The organism is Niveispirillum sp. FG156 (genome assembly GCF_057809555.1).
In genome coordinates, this window is sequence record NZ_JBMDKE010000052.1 from 17,427 (window position 1) to 34,923 (window position 17,497).

Sequence of the window (17,497 nt, forward strand, 5' to 3'; positions counted from 1 at the left end):
GCGATCATCAGGCAGCGCGCAGGTTCTCGGCCACGACCTGTCCATCGAACAGGTTGATGATGCGCGTCGCATACTGGGCGTGCGGCATGGAGTGGGTGACCATGACGATGGTGGTGCCTTCGGCATTCAGTTCGGTCAGCATGCGCATGACCTCGTCGCCATTGGCGCTGTCCAGGTTACCGGTCGGCTCGTCGGCCAGCAGCATCTTGGGCTTGGCAACGACGGCGCGGGCGATGGCCACGCGCTGCTGCTGACCACCCGACAGCTGCTGCGGCAGGTGGCTTTCGCGGTGCCCGATATTCACCTTCGCCAGGGCGGCCTTGACGCGTTCCTTGCGTTCACGCGCCGGGATGTCGTGATAAAGCAGGGCCAGTTCGACATTCTCGAACACGGTCAGCTCGTCGATCAGGTTGAAGCTCTGGAAGATGAAACCGATATTCTTCTTGCGGATATCGGCCAGCTTGCGCTCCCCGTATTTCGACACTTCCTCGCCATTAAACCAGTATTGGCCGCTGCTGGGCGTATCCAGCATGCCGACAATGTTCAGCAGCGAGGACTTGCCGCAGCCCGAGGGGCCCATGATGGCGACGAATTCGCCGTCACGGACATGGATGTTCACCGAATTCAGCGCCGTGGTTTCGACTTCCTCGGTGCGGTAGGCCTTGACCAGATCAACCAGCTTCAACATTCGACTGTTCCTTCCTGCTGTTGGTATCGTAGGTCGGGTCGAGCCACAGGCGAGCCCCGACATTTATTTTGGCAACCGCCACTTGTCGGGGCTCGCTTTGCTCGACCCGACCTACGGCCTCATCCCTCAATTCAACTGGATACGGTCCATGCGGATCATGTCGCCATAGGCCGAGGTGACCACCCGTTCACCCTTGTCCAGACCACTTTTCACCTCGATCACCTGGGCATTGCGGCGGCCCAGCTGGACCGAGCGCTTGGTGGCATATTTGCCGTCAGAGCCGACGACGAACAGCCATGCCCCGCCCGTATCCTGATAGAAGGCGCCGTTGGGGATCAGCAGCGCCGTGGTCGTGTCACCCAGCTTCAGACGCAGTTGCAGGCTCTGGCCAGGACGGATGTCCTTGGGCGCCTCGCTGGCGAATTCCAGTTCGACCTTGAACTGGCCATCGCGCACCTGCGGGAATATCTTGGCGACGCGCAGCATGTAAGTGCCGGACCCGATGGCGGCTTCCGCCGTCTGGCCCGTGGCCAGACGCGGCAGGTAGAATTCATCCACCTGCGCCACCACCTTGAACCCGTCCATCCGGTCGATACGGCCCAGACGCTCACCGCGCGTCTTGTTCTGGCCAACCTCGGCTTCCAGCGAGGTCAACTGACCATCGACCGGGGCCTTGACGATCAGATTGTCCAGGTTGCGGCGGGCAAATTCCAGGTTCTCCTGCAATTTGCCCGTGCTCTCCTTCAGCTTGCCGAACTGTTCGTCGCGCAGGCGGTCTGTGACGGTCTGCGTGTCCTTCAGGACGTCGCGGCGGCGCTGGAGATAGGTGTATTCGTCCTGGGCCTCGTCATACTGCGCCTGACTGATGGCCTTGGTCTTGATCAGTTCGGCACGGCGGTCCAGCGTGCGCTTCAGCTGCACCAGCTTGTACTCCACCTCCACTAGGTTCTGGCGGTTGTTCAGGCGTGTGACCTCCAGGTTCAGCTCCACCGTGCGCAGCTGGTTCAGCTGTTCGATCACCTGCGCTTCACGGCTGATCACCTCCAGCTGCAAGTCGGTATTGGTCAGTTCCAGCAGGGGCTGGCCCGCCTTCACGAACTGCCCCGCCTCGGCGAAGCGGCGTTCCACACGCCCCCCCTCGACACTGTCCAGGAAGATGCTGGTCAGCGGTTCAACCGAACCACGCACGGGGATGAAATCCTCGAACTGGCCCTGATTGACGGTGGAAACGATCAGACGGTCCTCCGCCATGCGCACCGTCTGCCCACCGGTACCGCCGAACGCCATGTAAAGGCCGCCGGCCCCCACCAGCAGGGCGATGGCCGCCCCGGCAATGGCCTTCTTGTGCTTCTGGAAACCCGTCTTCTCGATCCGGCGATCCATCGCCATGATGCCCACTCCCTACCCTTGTTTGGTGCCGGTCAGGCCAGCCAGTTGATCAGCACGGCCAGCATCAGGCCGGCGAGCCAGAGGTCCGGATGGACATTGAGGACGGCGTCCTCCACCCGGTCCATCAGGTCCGTTCCTTCGGTGATCATTTCCAACTGCTGCTGCGCCTGACGCATGATCAATCCCCATCCCTTGCCGTCGGTCCCGTCGCCGGCGTTCCGGGTCTCTACTGGCAAGGGGCGTGCCAATAGGAATTTCATTTGTTTTCAAAGCATTGGTCTCTTGGCGCGATTGTTCGGAAACGAACAGTGTCCGATTTCGGACAGGGCGCGGCCCAAAGGCGGACACTGGACGAATTACTACTTTTTAGGTAAGACTATGTGGTTAACGTCGATGGGAAAAAGTCTCACGCCGTTGACACCGGTTTTCAGCACCAATGAAGGCCGGAGGGGCAAAAAGTCGGCCAAAGGCGGGCACGGAAGATGGGGCAAATGTCGGTCAATCTGCCGGCATCTTTGCGCAGCACGACATCGATGCTGCGAACCCTTACGGCTGACCGTGAAACGGCCCTTTCCCGCCTGACCAGCGGACTTAAAATCAACACCGCCATCCAGGGGCCGCAGCAGTTTTTCGCCTCGCGCGGGCTCACGCAACGCGCGGGCGATCTGGACGGGCTGAAATCCGGAATGGCGCAGGCCATTTCCACCGTGCAGGCGGCCAGTGCCGGCGTCGCCTCCGTCAAGGGTCTGCTGGATCAGGCGCGGGGCCTGACCACGGTGACGCTGGCCACCCTGGATAACACCCCGTCCGCCATATCCATGCGCCGGGAACTGGCCCAGCAGTTTGACGGCATCCTGCGGCAGATCGACAAGTTCGTCTCCGACAGTTCCTATGGCGGCAAAAACCTGCTGATGTCCCGCCCCCCCAGCTTTGCCGCAACCGACAAGAGCGTGCGCAATGTCGGCGACATTACCGGCATTGATAAGGCCGCGATCAGCAGCGTCACATCCGCCGACAGCTATCGCGTGGCCGTCACCGGCAATGGCGCGATTTCCACTGATGCGACGGACCTGTTGCGGGCGCAGGACACACTGGGTCTGGCGCAGTTGAATCTCAGCGGGTTCAACAGTTCGACCCAAGGCCGATTTGACGACATCAAGTTCGAACTGCACGGCAAGCCCGGACGGGATGCAAAGCTGGTCGTGCTGGACGGGGACGAAAGCTGGACAACCAGTTACAGCCAGTCTGAACTGAAGGCTCTGGCAGTTTCCGGCGATAAACTGGCCGTCAGCCACAGCTTCAATTCCGGGGCGCAGATCAACCTTCAGATTGACGGCAGGTTGATGGCGGAGGCGCTGGATACAAGCGGGGTCGTAAAGGCCAGTCTTGCCCGCGATGTCAACCTGACCATCAGCGTCACCAACAACCAGGGTGTGACGCAGGAACGCAGCGCCGCGACACAGGACACCTCGATCCGTCTTCAGGAGGGGGAGAACAGCTTTCGGTTTCCGGCCGGCACCGTGCGACTTGAGGTCGATCCGAAGACCATCCAGGGTGCGGCAGAAACAGCAGGCGGGATCACCGGTGATCTGGGATCCTTGACCGGTGCCATCATGCCGGGCCGCCCCACAACCGAAGATCTGGCGGACACCGCCGTCAAGCTGGAGGTAGCACGATCGGGCTTTGGCGCCGGCGCCGTGGTTTTGAACCAATATGCCGGCATCAGCGGCGGCGATCAGGTCTGGTCGCAGATCAATGGCAATCAAAGCCTTGGGTCGATCGGGGGCAATAATCCGCTGACCAGCAAAGGCGAAATCATCATCACGCCCAGCGCCCTGGCCGGAAAGACATCGAATGCGGTGTTTCTTTATAATCGCAGCGCCGGCGGCGGGGGCCTGACCACCGTCGCCGATGGCGATTTCGACGCTGGAGAGTTCGCCAACCCCTACACCCAGGGATGGCAGCAAAGTGCCCAACTATCCCTGACCTACGGCGCGGTATCGAATGGACGCCGGACGGTCAGCATCAGCGACGGGCTGGGCGGCAGCTTCAACGGCTCTGTGGAGGACAAGGGCGATGGTCAGCCCGTGACTATCCGCCTCAGTGGCGGCGTCAATGACGGCGCCACCATCGGCCTGTTCCATAAAGATGGCAGCGCCGGCAGCCGTACGATTGATGTCCATCTGGGACTGGACAGCTACGCCGTCGCCGATGATGCCGCCACCGCCGCTGCCAGCAGCTTCATCAGCCTGGAAGGATGGTCGGGGATCAGCACCGACAGCAATATCAGCGTTGCCATCGGTGCCAGCAACAGTGCAGGCCTGGGCCTGCGGACCGTCTCAGTCACCCATACCGCCATGGATGGCAGTATTGGCGTGACCGACAATCTGACCATGGGCAATGCGGCGGGGCCGACCGGCTTCACATTGTCGAGCGGTGCCCAAATCCAGTTCGATGCCGCTGCTGGTGCCAACAATTATTCCTGGCGTGTCGCCGCCATGAGCAGCACGGCCAGTCGCGCCGCAGAGTTGACGGTCCGAAGCACGTCCTTGGGGGAGAAAGCCACCATGACGACAGATCAGGTCAGTGTTGGCACCGCGGAGAACGATCTTACGGTCAACCTGAACGCCAATGGCAGCAGCGCGTTGGAAATCAAGGCCGTCAATCTTGGCAGCGGGCCGCTGGGTCTGGGTATCGACAATGCGGCCAATGGCTGGCGTGATCGCAGTGACGTGAACCTGGCCATCGACGACCTGGAACGCGCCAATATCCGTCTGATGTCTTCCTTGCGCAGCCTGGATGTGAACATGGACATCCTGAACACCCGGGCCGACTTCACCAGTGAGTTTTCCGAGGTGCTGCGGGATGGGTCCCGAAAGCTGGTCGTTGCCGATGAGAATAATGAAAGCGTTAAAGTCCTGACCGCAGACGTCCGCCTCCAACTGGCTACGACCATGGTCAGCCTGATGACGCAGCAGCAGCAACGAATCCTCAGCTTGTTCTGATATCACACAGCCGCCAGGGTTACGGCGGGTTTCCCGGATCAGCCGACGGGGTGGTCAGGACGGCGGGAGGCGGGCCAAGGCTCCCCCTGGTCCTCGATCCGGCACTCGATTGCGCCACCCTCCAGCCGGATATCGGCGCCCCCCGACAGGCGCAGCAAAACCGCCCCCTCCAACGGCTCCAGGGCCAGCAGCGACAGGAATTGTCCGCGCCGGGTCAGGTCCACGCCGCGCCGTTTCACCTTCTCAACGCCCGTAAAGCGCACGGCGCAGCGGATGCGCGTCGGCCCCTCCCCACCTTCATCGGGCGTGGGGCCGCCATCGGGCGCCGGGCCTTCCCATTGGTACCGGCTGGCCAGCAGGATGAACAGCCGGTCATCGGGCAGAAAGGCCAGATCGGCGATGGGGATGATCGCGTCCTGCAACAGGGCGGAAACCACCCGCAGATCGTCCGCATCCACCGCCCGAAGCCGTACCGCCGCGTTCATCATCATCTCTCCACCAGCATCAGCCGACAAAATACGGGGGTACCGGGCGCTTGCCAAGGACAAGCCCTTGATGATGGTCCCGGCTTTTGTCAGAATCCCCATCGCCGCCCACCCATGCGCGCAACAGGGACCGCCCAGGCTGGCGACGGGGGCGGGATATTGGTAGTTTCCCGCGCATGTTCGGGCGTGCGGCCCGGACGCCCCTTTCATCGCCCGTCAGGACCCGCTCCCATGAAGTTCTTCGTCGATACCGCCGACCTCGCCGAAATCCGCGATCTGGCCGATACCGGCCTGCTGGATGGCGTCACCACCAACCCGTCGCTGGTCGCCAAGGCCGGTCGCAACTTCGTGGAACTGATCGCCGAGATCTGCGACGTCGTCGAAGGCCCGGTCAGCGCCGAAGTGGCCGCCACCGATTTCGACACGATGCTGAAGGAAGGCCGCTATCTGGCCCAGATCGCCCCGAATGTGGCCGTCAAGGTGCCGCTGACCCCCGCCGGCCTGAAGGTCTGCCGCACGCTGGCCAATGAAGGCACCATGGTCAATGTGACCCTGTGCTTCTCCGCCGCGCAGGCCATCCTGGCCGCCAAGGCCGGTGCCGCCTTCATCTCCCCCTTCGTGGGCCGGCTGGATGATATCGGCCAGAACGGCCTGAACCTGATCCAGGAAATCGTCGAGATCTATTCCAACTATTCGGCCTTCACGACGGAAGTGCTGGTCGCGTCGGTGCGCAACCCGATCCATGTCGTGGAATCGGCCCGCATGGGCGCCCATGTCGCCACCATGCCGCCCAGCGTCATCCGTCAGCTGGGCAACCATGTGCTGACCGACAAGGGTCTGGCCACCTTCGTGTCCGACTGGGCCAAGACCGGCCAGTCCATCCTGGACCAGCCCCTGCCCAAGCGCGGCTGATCCGGCACGCAAGGTCGGGCTTCGACAATAATAATAAGAATGGAGGAAAGGCCGCATGACCACCGGACCCGGACAGATCACCACCAACCCGATGGATGAACTGACGGCCGAGGATGTGGCGGCCTTTCTGATGGACCATCCTGATTTCCTGGCGCGGCGGCCCGACCTGCTGCGCCATCTGCTGGCCCCCACCGCCCCGGAATTGGGCCAGGGTATCGTCGATATCCGCGAACGCATCCTGGAAAAGCTACGGGGTGAGGTGGGGCGGCTTTCTGATCAGCAGCAATTGCTGGTCGATACGACCCGCGCCAACATGATGAACCTGCGGCGCGTCCATGCCGCCGTCCTGCACCTGCTGTCCTGCCGGGGGCTGGAGGCGATGGTGCAGGCCATCACCAGCGATCTGGCGGTCCTGCTGGACCTGGATGGGGCGGCCCTGGTGGTGGAACAGCCCGAAGGCCCCATCGCCAGCATCGGCCCCGCAGGCCTGGGCATGGCCCATCATGGCACCATCACCCGCGTCATGGGCCGCGCCGATGTGGCCCTGCAATCCGATATCCTTGGTTCGGTCGAAGTCTGGGGCCATCAGGCCGGCCTGATCCGCAGCCAGGCCCTGGTCCGCCTGCGCCTGGGCGACGGGGAAGAAGCCACCCCCGCCCTGCTGGCCTTCGGCTCCGCCGAACCGGAAACCTTCCATCCCGGACAGGCGACCGACCTGCTGCTGTTCCTGTCGGGCGTGGTGGAACGCGTCATCGCAGCCTATCTGGACCCGGCACCGGCATGGTGAGCGTCAGCCTGGGCTTTGCGGCGCAGGCCGATCTGCAGGATGCCATAGCACGGTGGCAGCGCTGGCTGAGCACGGAAAAGGGCGCCAGCCCGGCGACCATCCGCGCCTATAATACCGACCTTGCCGAGTTTCTGGCCTTCATGGCCGATTATCGGGAACGCAAGCCGGGCCTGAATGATCTGGGCAATATCTCCTTGATGGAATTCCGCGCCTGGCTATCCGCGCGCGCCATGGAAGGGGCGCAGGCCGTCACACGGGCACGCGGCATCTCCGGCGTGCGCAATCTTTTCAAATGGCTGGACCGTCACGGCATCGTCCACAATCCCCATATCGGGGCGCTGAAGGCGCCGAAGCTGAAATCATCGCTGCCCCGCCCGCTGCATGAGAAGGATATGGGGGCTTTGCTGGATGAGGCGGCCAGCCTGCCCGATGCCCCCTGGGTCGGGTTGCGCGACCGGGCCTTGTTCACCCTGCTCTATGGCTGCGGCCTGCGTATTTCAGAGGCGCTGGCTCTGAACCGCAACGACCTGCCGCCGGGGGCGGCCACGGTGCGCGTGCTGGGCAAAGGGTCAAAGGAACGGCAGGTGCCGGTGCTGCCCGCCGTGAATGAGGCCGTGGCAACCTATCTGGAGGCCTGCCCCTGGCAGGGAACGGACGCCATCTTCGTGGGCAGCCGGGGCGACCGGTTGAACGCGTCGGTGGCGCGCAAGCAGATGCAGGCCCTGCGTGGTGCCCTGCAATTGCCCGACAGCGCCACGCCCCACGCGCTGCGCCACAGTTTCGCGACCCATCTGCTGGGCGGTGGTGCCGACCTGCGCGCCATTCAGGATTTGCTGGGCCATGCCAGCCTGTCCACCACCCAGCGCTATACCGATGTCGATACGGAAAAGCTGCTGGCCGTCTATGCCGACGCGCATCCACGGGCGCGGGGGTGAAGAAGTCATAGGCTCTGCATCAAACTTACAAACTGTGCCATATTCAGGGGACACCAGAGCGGGGTGCAGCCATGAGCACGGAACCGATCGATCTTGTCCTGGAAATGCTGCGCGCGATGCGTGGCGACATCACGGCGATCCGGCAGACGCAGGGCGAACATGGTCAGCGGCTGAATGAACTGGCGCGCGGCATTGCGATTATCCGGCGGGATCAGGGGGGCGACGCCGAAACCGTCGCCCATCTTCAGGCGCAGGTGGACCGTCTGCGCGAACAGATTGACCGCATCAACCGCCGCCTTGATCTGGTGGATTAACCCATCGCCCAGTCCGCAATCGCCGCCGCATGGATGGCGGTCGTATCGAACAAGGGCAGGTCGGTATCTGGCGGCCCGATCAGCATCGTGATCTCGGTACAGCCCAGGATCACCCCCCGCGCGCCCGCCGCCCGCAGTCCCGTGATGATGCGTCTGTAGCTGTCGCGGGAACTGTCCTTCACCTCGCCCCGGCACAGTTCCTCATAAATGACGCGGTGAACCTCCGCCCGGTCGGCCTCGTCCGGGGTCAGGATATTCAGGCCGCCGGCGGACAGGCGGGCGCGGTAGAAATCCTGTTCCATGGTGAAACGGGTGGCCAGCAGCGCCACGCGTGACAGGCCGGCGGCGCGGATGGAAGCCGCCGTCACGTCGGCAATGTGGATCAGGGGCAGGCCGGTGGCAGCCACCACCTCTTCCGCCATCTTGTGCATGGTGTTGGTGGCGATGGCCAGCGCCTCTGCCCCCGCCGCCTTCAGGTCGCGGGCGGCGCCCACCATCATGGCGGTCAGGCCCTGCCAGTCGCCCGCCGCCTGCATGGCCGCGACGGGAGCGAAATCAACCGAATGGATCAGCAGCGGGGCCGAGGACAGGCCACCCTGTACCGCGCGCACCCGTTCATTGATCAGCCGATAGTAAAGCTGGGTGGATTCCCAGCTCATGCCGCCGATAATACCGATGCGCCGCATGGGGACTGCCTTGCAGAAAGGATGGATAGCTTCTGCTTGGCCTGGATACGCCCCCGCCGCAATGGCGAACTTGTCCTGACGACAAGCTCAATCCAGATCCATTTCCAGGGTCAGGGGCTTGTCGGTGACCTCCACCTTGGCGTCCTCAAAGACGGGCGGCCCCATGCGGCCCTTGGCATCCCGGCTGACGGCCCAGGGTTCGCTGGGTGCGCCGAACATGCCCCGGTCCAGCTTGGCATTGTCGTTCACGTCCTGAAAGGCCGTGGCGGCATAGGCACCCGGCGGCACATCCTTGAAGACGAAGCGGACGGTATCGTCCTTCGCCGCCGCCTTGTCGCGCAGGGTGCAGCGTTTCAGGAATTCCTCCTGCGTGCAGAGCTGCACGAAGACGCCACGGCCATTGGGCTCCGCGTCGGTGACAATGACCGTAACATCGGCTGCCATCGCCGCCGGGGCCGTGGCGGCAGCGAGAAGGGAAAGGGCGAAAGCGGAAAGCACGACGCAGCGCATCTGTGAAGGTCCCGTGGCTGGTATGGATGGACATCCCATCCCCCAGCCGAAGGTGACCGGTAAACAGAGGCTTCGTGCAACCGGCGACGCGTTTCGTGAAATCCGTTTCGCGAAGCGTGAAATGCGCGCGGGTCAGGCGGCGCGCGGCAATCCCGCCGGTTCCAGCATCATGGTCAGGGCCGACCCGCCCCGGTCCATCGCCTCCAGCGCCAGGGAGAAGGCGTCGGCGGGCGCCAGCTGGAAGTCGCAATGCACCTCCCCGCCATCGAAGCTGACCAGGGCCGAGAGGCGGCCCGCGATGCGCAGCATGCGGTGATTATTGCCCAGGCAGTAGAATTCCACCCCGCGCAGGGCCCGGTTGCGGGCCATGGTGAAGGCCCGGCGGACCAGCATGCCGCCCAGGCCGTGATTCTGCCAGTCAGCCTCGATGGAGATGGCCAGTTCGGTACGGCTGCCGCCATGGCGCAGTTCCACGGCCCCCCGTATCTCCCCCCCCACGATGGCGGCAAGCACGATGGCCTTGTGCCAGTCGATCCGGCCCACATGCGCTCGCACGGCATCATCGCTCAACCCGCCCATGAAACGGGCGCGGCGGTCGGATGCGGACAGGCGCAGCAGATGGGCGGTGTAACGGGCGGCCTCGGCGGGCAGCAGGGGGCGAAATAATGTCATGACGGAACAAACCTCGGGACAAACGGCCAATGCGCCCCTTCCGCGTCCCCTCCCCCTGGGATCCGTCCCCCGCCAACCCTATGAGGGGCGGGATTGTTCTTGTGCAGCGCAATATAGGGGGTGAATACGCGGCTGTGAAGATTTGGGCTGCTATGCCAGAATTGCAGCACCGGCGCTGGTGGCACCAACATCGTTGCATCCTTTCCCGCCGCCGCTATCCTGCGGACGGACATCGGCGACAGGCGGATATCATGAGCATCTGGGGCAAAATCATCGGTGGGGCGGCGGGTTTCGCGATGGGGGGGCCGCTGGGCGGCCTGCTCGGTGCCCTGGCCGGCCACGCCGTGGACGGGTTCCGGGGTGCCGAACAGACGCCGCGCGGCAGCGATGATCAGGGCCGCCCGGATCAGACGCAGACCATCGCCTTCACCGTCGGCGTCATCGTCCTGTCGGCCAAGATGGCCAAGGCCGATGGCGTGGTTCACCGGGTGGAGATCGAGGCGTTCAAACGCATCTTCCATGTGCCCGACCATGAGCTGCGCAATGTCGGCCGGCTGTTCGACGCGGCCAAGCGCGACAGCGCCGGGTTCGAGACCTACGCCAAACAGTTGGCGCAGATGTTCCAGGACAGGCCGGAGGTTCTGGAGGAGTTGCTGGCCGGCCTGTTCCACATCGCGGTGGCCGACGATATCGTGCATCTGGCCGAACTGGCCTTTCTGCGCCGCGTGGCCGAGATATTCGGCTTTCCGCCCGACGAGTTCGAACAGGTCTGGCGCCAGCATGGCACCCGCATCGAGGGGGCAAACGCCCCGGAGGATGATCCCCATGCCATCCTGGGCGTGGCGCGGGACGCGGATTTCGACACGATCAAGGCAGCCTATCGCAAGCTGATGCGCGAAAACCACCCCGACGCGCTGATCGCCAAGGGCATGCCCCAGGAATTTATCGATCTGGCGCATGAAAAAACGGCGGCGCTGAACACCGCCTATGAAAAGCTGGAGCGGGAGATGCGGGGGAAGTGATCCCCCGGCCCTTCACCATTGTCCATACCAAGGGTCATTTCCCATGACCCTTGGAGGCCAGCGACCGCTGGCCCGCGCACACGTGTGCGCGAAAGCCAAGCTGCCGGAGGCAGCGCCCGGCGCTTGAGGAAACAGGTGAAGACCAAGAGCCCTGATCCAGGGCTCTTGGTATCAGTCGCGAAAATTAATATATTGCAGCGGCTGTTCGATCTTCAGCCCCTTGACCAGGGCGATGCAGGCCTGCAGGTCGTCGATCTTTTTGCCCTGCACGCGCAACTCATCACCCTGGATGGAGGCCTGGACCTTCATCTTGGCATCCTTGATGGCCTTGTTGATCTGCTTGGCCAGGGTCTGGTCAATACCCTGCTTGACCTTCACGGTCTGACGCAGGGTGCCGCCGGCGGCGTTTTCTTCCTTGCCCCAATCCAGGCAGCCGGGGTCCAGCTTGCGCCGCACGAAATAGCCTTTCAGCATTTCCGTCAGCTGCGCCAGCTTGGTGCTGTCCTCGGTATGGATGTGGATTTCATTCTCCTTCTCCTTCAGCTCCATCGTGGATTTGGAGCCTTTGAAGTCGAAACGCGTCTGCAATTCGCGCAGCACACCCTGCACGGCATTGTTCACTTCGTCGATGTCGGTCTTGGAGACGATATCAAAGGTGGGCATGGGTAAAGGGTCCCGGGTACGGTTTGAAAAGCTGCCCGCACTTTAGCACCAGCCATCCGCACCCGTCACCCTTCCCGGAAAACGGGTCAGCCCTTCGCTATACCGACCTGATTATGCGCCATGGTCGCCCCATCGCCGGCATGGGCCTGTTCCCCGGCGGACATGGCCGCCACCACGAACAGACCGGCCAGGACCAGGGCTTGCAGGACCATGGCGGCACGCTGCTTAAAATTCGTCGCTTCACGCATTACGGCCTCCCTTAAAGGCTGGATGTTGATCCTGGGCATCGCCCCGATACCCGATAAGCTGACTATATAAGCGACTCTTTAACATGCAAATGTTTAATATTGTCACGGACAGGTTTCGCATCGGTAACGCCTGTCCTCTGTTGCACGAAGGGCACAGGCACGGGCTGTCGCGGGACCGCTTTGGGCCTTTGCGGGCCGGGATGCGGGTGCTAGATGTCTGATGTCGCCGGTCAAAATTCTTGACCGGCGACATCCGCGCCGACGGGCGCGGCGGCGGCCCATGCCGCCGAAGCTTGAAATGCTGACTTGTCGGCATTTCAAGCCGCTCGCATGAGAACAGGCCCGTTAAGGGCAGCTGACAGGAACAAGTGATGACCAAGCCGTCCTTCGACCAAGATGCAGCCAACCTGCTGGACGACCTGATCCAGCGTGCCCGCCGCGCCGGGGCCGATGCCGCCGATGCGCTGCTGGTGGACGGGGCGTCGCTGTCGCTGTCCACGCGCCTGGGCAAGCCGGAGGGGCTGGAACGGTCGGAAGCGGGCGATCTGGGCCTGCGCGTCCTTGTGGGCCGGCGGATGGCGGTGGTTTCCTCCACCGACCGTGGCCCGCGCATGATCGCCGAACTGGCGGAGCGGGCCGTGGCCATGGCCCGCGCAGTGCCGGAAGATCCGTTCTGCGGTATCGCCGAACCGGGCCAGATCACCCAATCCTGGATCGACCTGGACCTGAACGATCCGGACGAACCCAGCGCCGATGCCCTGATTGAAGCCGCGAAGGCCACGGAGGATGCGGCCCGCGCAGTGGCCGGCGTCACCAATTCCGACGGTGCGGATGCCAGCTGGAGCCGCAGCGCCGTCACCCTGGTGGCCAGCAATGGCTTTGCCGGTGGTTACGGCGTGTCGCGCCGGTCGCTGTCCGTCTCCGTCCTGGCCGGTGAAGGCACCGGCATGGAACGCGACTATGCCTATCACTCCACGGTCTATGGCAGTGACCTGGAAAGCCCGGCGGAGATCGGCGCGCGCGCGGGCCGCAAGGCGGTGGCCAAGCTGAATCCCCGCAAGGTGAAAAGCCAGACGGTGCCCGTGATCTTCGATCCGCGCCTGTCGGGCGGGTTCCTGGGCAATCTCTGCGGGGCCATTTCCGGCGCCGCCATCGCGCGCGGCACCAGCTTCCTGAAGGACAGGCTGGGCCAGGCGGTGTTCGCGCCCGGCATCCAGGTGGTGGAGGACCCGCATGTGCGGCGCGGCCTGCGGTCAAAGCCGTTCGACGCAGAAGGTCTGCCCAACCATCGCCGCAACCTGATCGAGGATGGGGTGCTGACCACCTGGATCCTGGACCTGCGCTCATCGCGCCAGCTGGGCCTGACGCCCACGGGCCATGCCACGCGCGGCACCAGCGGCCCGCCATCGCCCAGCCCCACCAATGTCTATCTGGCCCCCGGCCCCCTGTCGCCCACCGAACTGATGGCCGATATCAAGGATGGGCTGTATGTCACGGAATTGATGGGCCAGGGCGTGAACGGGGTCACCGGCGATTATTCGCGGGGGGCCGCCGGTTTCTGGATCGAGAATGGTCAGATCGCCTATCCCGTCAGCGAGATCACCATCGCCGGCAATCTGAAGGATATGTTCCGCCGCATCGTGCCGGCCAGCGACCTGCGCCTGCGCTATGGCATCGACGCGCCCACCATCCGTATTGATGGGATGACGGTCGCCGGCATGTGAGACAGGGCAACATGTGCCAATAAAAAAGCCCGGCGGGATGATCCCGCCGGGCTTTTTTATTGGAACCGTATCACGCGCATTCGGCGCGGAAGCCGGTGCGGGCGGCCAGGATGGCGATCTGGGTGCGGTTGCGGGCACCCAGCTTCTGCATCATGGCGCGGACATGCACCTTCACGGTGCCTTCCAGAACGCCCAGCTGACGGGCGATTTCCTTGTTGGAACAGCCGGACAGCAGCAGGCGGAAAATATCGCGCTGACGGTTGGTCAGGCGGGAAACCGAGGCGAAATCGGCGCGATCCTCTGCTGCGGGCACGGCAACGGCGGTGGTCAGCATGCCATAAGGCATCTGGACATAGCCTTCGCGCGTCAGGGCCAGCGACACCGCTTCGGCCAAAACAGCGCTGGGATCGCTTTTCAGCAGGCAGGCGACGGCACCCGCCGTCAGCAGCGTGCGGGTTTCCGCCGGGGTGAAGGCAGAGGACATGATGATGGCAGGGACACCCTGCACCTTGGCCAGGAAATCGGCGATGGCGGTCATCCGTTCCGGCCCGAGCCCATCCGCATCCATCAGAACAACGTCGGGAATGTTGGAAGCCTGCGACAGCAGACCCAGCGCTTCCGCCGGGGTGCCGGCCTGCCATGTCTGCGCCCCGTCATGCAGGGAGGCCAGCGTCAGCGCCAGACCGTGACGGACCAGGGCCTGCGGATCAATGATCAGGAAACAGCGGCGGCGCACACCGGAAACGCCATCAACCCCGGTGGGTCGGGCGTAGGAGTCCGTGGTCACAACACGCAACGGGCTGCCGCCCCGGCGCACGGCGATGGTCATCACGACCTCCAGAAAAGGGGCATCCAGCCCGGTGTTAACCTCTCGTACATATTCATACGGATTAAGTCTTCTCGCAACCTCCTTCTGTTCAATTCCATGAGAATCTGTTTATATTATTCTCAGGAACCGAGTTGTGATGAAATTAGATCGAAATTCGAAGCTTTTATCCTTGGCAGTTACTTCGCCTCTCGATCTATCGATTGTATTTTAACTAAACTTTCAGCGACAGGCCCAAAAGGCTTGGAATCATGGGAAAAATTCCCGTCGGATGCGACATGCGCTTGGTTCAGCGGCGATGGGAATTGGCTGGATCACAAGGGGTACGGGGGCATGACATCTGGATCGGTGATGCTGGTTGACCATGATCAGCTGTTCAGCGCGGCATTGGCCGCCTTGCTGGAAGAAGAAGGGATGGCGGTGGAGTCCCCCCTGCCCTCATTATCCGCCGCCGAACAGGCCCTCACCGGCGGGGCCAGGCCCGCCTTGATCATTACCGACCCTTCCGGCCTGGACCGCGTCGATGATGGCGACCCGCTGACGCGGCTGCGTGCCCTGGCGCCGGATACGCGGCTGCTGGTCCTGTCCGCCGATCTGGCGCCACCGGCGCTGAACCGCAGCCTGTCTGCCGGCGCACACGGCCATGTCTCAAAGGGGGCGTCGTTCAACGCCGTGCTGCGGGCCGTACGCCTTATCCTCATGGGACAGGCCGTCTATCCCGCCACCGCCACCCAGGGCATGGGGCAGACCCAGGCGCAGTCCCCCACGCAGGCTGAACCGGGCGCCGACACGGCCAGCAGCGCCGACCTGTCACCCCGCGAAACCCAGATTCTGGCCTGTGTCATCAGCGGCCATTCCAACAAGGCCATCGCCCGGCGCCTGTCGATCACCGAAAGCACCGTGAAGATGCATTTCAAGAATGCCATGCGGAAGATCAACGCCGGCAATCGCACCCAGGCCGCCATCTGGGCCATGGAACATGGCATCGCCCCCATGGCCTGAAACGCGAAAACAAAAACGAATTCTCGTAAAAAGCAATATAATCCAAATAAAAAGGGCCGCTGCGAACAGCGGCCCTTTTTCGTACCGTCTGCCGGCCCCGAAGGGCCGGCAGGTGTCACAAGATCAGATGATCAGGGGAACACGATGACGGCGCGGCGGTTCGACGGCTCCCGCACGCCATCGGCGGTCGGGACCAGCAGGTCCGTCTCACCCTTGGCTTCCACGGAAACCTGATTGGCCGGCAGACCCTGGCTCACCAGATACTCCCGCACAGCCTCGGCACGGCTCTGCGACAGCTTCTGGTTATAGTCGGTCGGACCGGACGTGTCGGCATGGCCGGCCACGTTGATCTGCACGATCTTGCCAGCCTTGGCGTCGCGGGCGACGTTCTGCAGAACCTGCTGCGCATCAGCCGACAGCACCGAACGATCCCAGTCGAAGAAGACCGTGAAGTTGCGGGTGATGGTCGGAGCGGCAACCGGAGCCGGGGCCGGTGCGGGTGCCGGCGGCGGCGGGGGGGGAGCAACCACGGTCGTGGCCTGCACCGGCTGGGCCGGGGCGGAACCGAACACGGTGCGCACGCCGATCAGCACGGAGTGGGAATTGTAGTTGCTCTTGTAGCGGGGGTTCTCGCTCTTGAACTTCAGGTCATCGATACCCTGGTAGCGATAGCCGAAGGTCAGATCCAGATCCGGGGTCAGCGCATAGGCAACGCCCACGCCCAACTGATAGGCGAAGTTGTCCTGCGCGGCGTTGGAATAATAGCCGTTGGAGAACACCGGACCGACATTGTCCGTGTCCACCCAGCCCCAGCCCAGACCGGCGCTGACATAGGGACGGAACGGCGAGCCGACGTCGAATTCCTTCTGCACCACACCCATCAGGGTGAAGGTGGTGGTGTCACCGATCGGGTTACCCGCCGGGCCGCCCTTGATGGTGTCGACCTGATGAATGGAATAACCGCCTTCAACGCCAAGGCGCAGGCCATCGCCGAACTGATAGCCGGTTTCGAACACGGCGGCGATGGTCTCCTTGTTGTTCACCTTGTTGGTGGCGGTGGCGGTCTTCAGATCAAGATCCTGCAGCCAGCTCACGCCGATCTGGGACCCGATATACGGCCCTTCCGGCAGGGTCTGCGCCGTGGCGGCCACGGGCAGGACGAGAGCCAGTGCAGTTCCCATCAGCAAATGGTGCAGTTTCATCTTTCATTCTCCTTATGGGCCCTTGGGCGATCACCTTGACGAACGGGACCCGGTTGATAAGGCGAGGGTCCCGGTGGCGACCTGTTCTCTCACGGGGCGGCCAAGCAAAAGCCAGCGCAGCCCGGTCACACCAGACTTACAGAAATTGTGCGCCCGACTCAAGGTGGCAACTTGCTGGACAAACATACTAGCCCATAAGGCTAAACAATGGTGAGCCAGAATTTGCGTTTGTTCTACGCCGCGCTGCGAAAGGCTTTTACGGCCTCCCGCCTTGCGGATATGCCGTTGGCAAAGCGCTTGCCATGCAGCCGTTGCACGGCTGGATGGACGGCATGAAACACGAACTCCTCCTCCATAAGCACCAGAAGTCCAAGCGGTTCCTCTTCAATCTCAACGATTGTGCCTGTTTGCGCATGCATGGGTACAG

20 protein-coding genes are annotated in these 17,497 nt (G+C 63.2%); 8 read left to right on the plus strand and 12 right to left on the minus strand.

Translation table 11 applies throughout. The features are described from left to right. Positions 1 to 7: 7 nt before the first annotated feature. The 3 genes from ACODSP_RS25185 to ACODSP_RS25195 all read right to left on the minus strand — a co-directional run bounded on the left by ACODSP_RS25185 (position 8) and on the right by ACODSP_RS25195 (position 2,313). Positions 8 to 688, minus strand: a complete 681-nt coding sequence (locus tag ACODSP_RS25185) for an ABC transporter ATP-binding protein (RefSeq protein ID WP_488968279.1) — start codon at positions 686 to 688, stop codon at positions 8 to 10. Between the two features lie 126 nt (positions 689 to 814). After that, positions 815 to 2,077, minus strand: coding sequence for an efflux RND transporter periplasmic adaptor subunit (locus tag ACODSP_RS25190; protein WP_488968280.1), 1,263 nt, complete (start codon positions 2,075 to 2,077; stop codon positions 815 to 817). Between the two features lie 32 nt (positions 2,078 to 2,109). Beyond that, on the minus strand, positions 2,110 to 2,313 hold the full coding sequence (locus tag ACODSP_RS25195) for a hypothetical protein (RefSeq protein WP_488968281.1): 204 nt from the start codon (positions 2,311 to 2,313) through the stop codon (positions 2,110 to 2,112). A 255-nt stretch (positions 2,314 to 2,568) separates the two neighbouring features. Between ACODSP_RS25195 and ACODSP_RS25200 the strand changes: the two genes are divergently transcribed. After that, a complete protein-coding gene (locus tag ACODSP_RS25200) occupies positions 2,569 to 5,082 on the plus strand; it encodes a flagellin N-terminal helical domain-containing protein (protein WP_488968282.1) in 2,514 nt (837 codons plus the stop codon). Between the two features lie 38 nt (positions 5,083 to 5,120). Here ACODSP_RS25200 and ACODSP_RS25205 read toward each other — a convergent pair whose 3' ends face one another. Continuing rightward, the gene (locus ACODSP_RS25205) at positions 5,121 to 5,573 is read right to left on the minus strand and encodes a DUF2948 family protein (protein ID WP_488968283.1); all 453 of its coding nucleotides are present in this window, start codon (positions 5,571 to 5,573) and stop codon (positions 5,121 to 5,123) included. A gap of 225 nt (positions 5,574 to 5,798) precedes the next feature. On the opposite strand from ACODSP_RS25205, the gene fsa reads away from it, so the two are divergent. The 4 genes from fsa to ACODSP_RS25225 all read left to right on the plus strand — a co-directional run bounded on the left by fsa (position 5,799) and on the right by ACODSP_RS25225 (position 8,515). Beyond that, positions 5,799 to 6,479, plus strand: a complete 681-nt coding sequence (gene fsa / locus ACODSP_RS25210; RefSeq protein WP_054166035.1) for a fructose-6-phosphate aldolase — start codon at positions 5,799 to 5,801, stop codon at positions 6,477 to 6,479. Positions 6,480 to 6,534: 55 nt separating this feature from the next. Continuing rightward, complete coding sequence (locus ACODSP_RS25215; protein WP_488968284.1) at positions 6,535 to 7,266, plus strand: DUF484 family protein; 732 nt, start codon at positions 6,535 to 6,537, stop codon at positions 7,264 to 7,266. Further along, positions 7,260 to 8,201, plus strand: coding sequence for a tyrosine recombinase XerC (locus ACODSP_RS25220; protein WP_488968285.1), 942 nt, complete (start codon positions 7,260 to 7,262; stop codon positions 8,199 to 8,201). The genes ACODSP_RS25215 and ACODSP_RS25220 overlap by 7 nt, the downstream gene beginning before the upstream one ends. A 71-nt stretch (positions 8,202 to 8,272) precedes the next feature. Continuing rightward, entirely contained in the window at positions 8,273 to 8,515 is a 243-nt protein-coding gene (locus ACODSP_RS25225) for a hypothetical protein (RefSeq protein WP_488968286.1), read from the plus strand. Here ACODSP_RS25225 and ACODSP_RS25230 read toward each other — a convergent pair. The 3 genes from ACODSP_RS25230 to ACODSP_RS25240 all read right to left on the minus strand — a co-directional run bounded on the left by ACODSP_RS25230 (position 8,512) and on the right by ACODSP_RS25240 (position 10,383). Then, positions 8,512 to 9,201, minus strand: a complete 690-nt coding sequence (locus ACODSP_RS25230) for an aspartate/glutamate racemase family protein (protein WP_488968287.1) — start codon at positions 9,199 to 9,201, stop codon at positions 8,512 to 8,514. The genes ACODSP_RS25225 and ACODSP_RS25230 overlap by 4 nt on opposite strands. Positions 9,202 to 9,288: 87 nt before the next feature. Continuing rightward, a complete protein-coding gene (locus ACODSP_RS25235) occupies positions 9,289 to 9,711 on the minus strand; it encodes a DUF2141 domain-containing protein (protein WP_488968288.1) in 423 nt (140 codons plus the stop codon). Between the two features lie 132 nt (positions 9,712 to 9,843). Next, positions 9,844 to 10,383 carry a GNAT family N-acetyltransferase gene (locus tag ACODSP_RS25240; protein ID WP_488968289.1) on the minus strand — a complete coding sequence of 180 codons (540 nt, stop codon included), beginning with the start codon at positions 10,381 to 10,383 and terminating at the stop codon, positions 9,844 to 9,846. Positions 10,384 to 10,634: 251 nt separating this feature from the next. Here ACODSP_RS25240 and ACODSP_RS25245 point away from each other — a divergent pair, with 251 nt between their 5' ends. Then, positions 10,635 to 11,405 (plus strand): TerB family tellurite resistance protein, encoded by a 771-nt coding sequence (locus tag ACODSP_RS25245; protein WP_488968290.1) that lies wholly within the window; start codon positions 10,635 to 10,637, stop codon positions 11,403 to 11,405. A 171-nt stretch (positions 11,406 to 11,576) separates the two neighbouring features. Here the strand turns inward: ACODSP_RS25245 and ACODSP_RS25250 are convergent, their stop codons facing one another. Further along, positions 11,577 to 12,068, minus strand: a complete 492-nt coding sequence (locus ACODSP_RS25250) for a YajQ family cyclic di-GMP-binding protein (RefSeq protein WP_488968291.1) — start codon at positions 12,066 to 12,068, stop codon at positions 11,577 to 11,579. Positions 12,069 to 12,154: 86 nt separating this feature from the next. Continuing rightward, entirely contained in the window at positions 12,155 to 12,316 is a 162-nt protein-coding gene (locus ACODSP_RS25255; RefSeq protein WP_488968292.1) for a hypothetical protein, read from the minus strand. A 371-nt stretch (positions 12,317 to 12,687) separates the two neighbouring features. Here ACODSP_RS25255 and ACODSP_RS25260 point away from each other — a divergent pair, with 371 nt between their 5' ends. After that, a complete protein-coding gene (locus ACODSP_RS25260) occupies positions 12,688 to 14,040 on the plus strand; it encodes a TldD/PmbA family protein (protein WP_488968293.1) in 1,353 nt (450 codons plus the stop codon). A 70-nt stretch (positions 14,041 to 14,110) separates the two neighbouring features. On the opposite strand, the gene ACODSP_RS25265 is transcribed toward ACODSP_RS25260, so the two are convergent. Beyond that, a complete protein-coding gene (locus ACODSP_RS25265) occupies positions 14,111 to 14,869 on the minus strand; it encodes a response regulator transcription factor (protein WP_488968294.1) in 759 nt (252 codons plus the stop codon). Positions 14,870 to 15,199: 330 nt separating this feature from the next. Between ACODSP_RS25265 and ACODSP_RS25270 the strand changes: the two genes are divergently transcribed. Then, positions 15,200 to 15,868, plus strand: coding sequence for a LuxR C-terminal-related transcriptional regulator (locus tag ACODSP_RS25270; protein WP_488968295.1), 669 nt, complete (start codon positions 15,200 to 15,202; stop codon positions 15,866 to 15,868). A 131-nt stretch (positions 15,869 to 15,999) separates the two neighbouring features. On the opposite strand, the gene ACODSP_RS25275 is transcribed toward ACODSP_RS25270, so the two are convergent. Further along, on the minus strand, positions 16,000 to 17,070 hold the full coding sequence (locus ACODSP_RS25275) for an OmpA family protein (protein ID WP_488968296.1): 1,071 nt from the start codon (positions 17,068 to 17,070) through the stop codon (positions 16,000 to 16,002). Between the two features lie 233 nt (positions 17,071 to 17,303). Further along, positions 17,304 to 17,489: a hypothetical protein gene (locus tag ACODSP_RS25280; protein ID WP_488968297.1), complete on the minus strand. Its 186-nt coding sequence runs from the start codon at positions 17,487 to 17,489 to the stop codon at positions 17,304 to 17,306. Positions 17,490 to 17,497 lie beyond the last annotated feature (8 nt).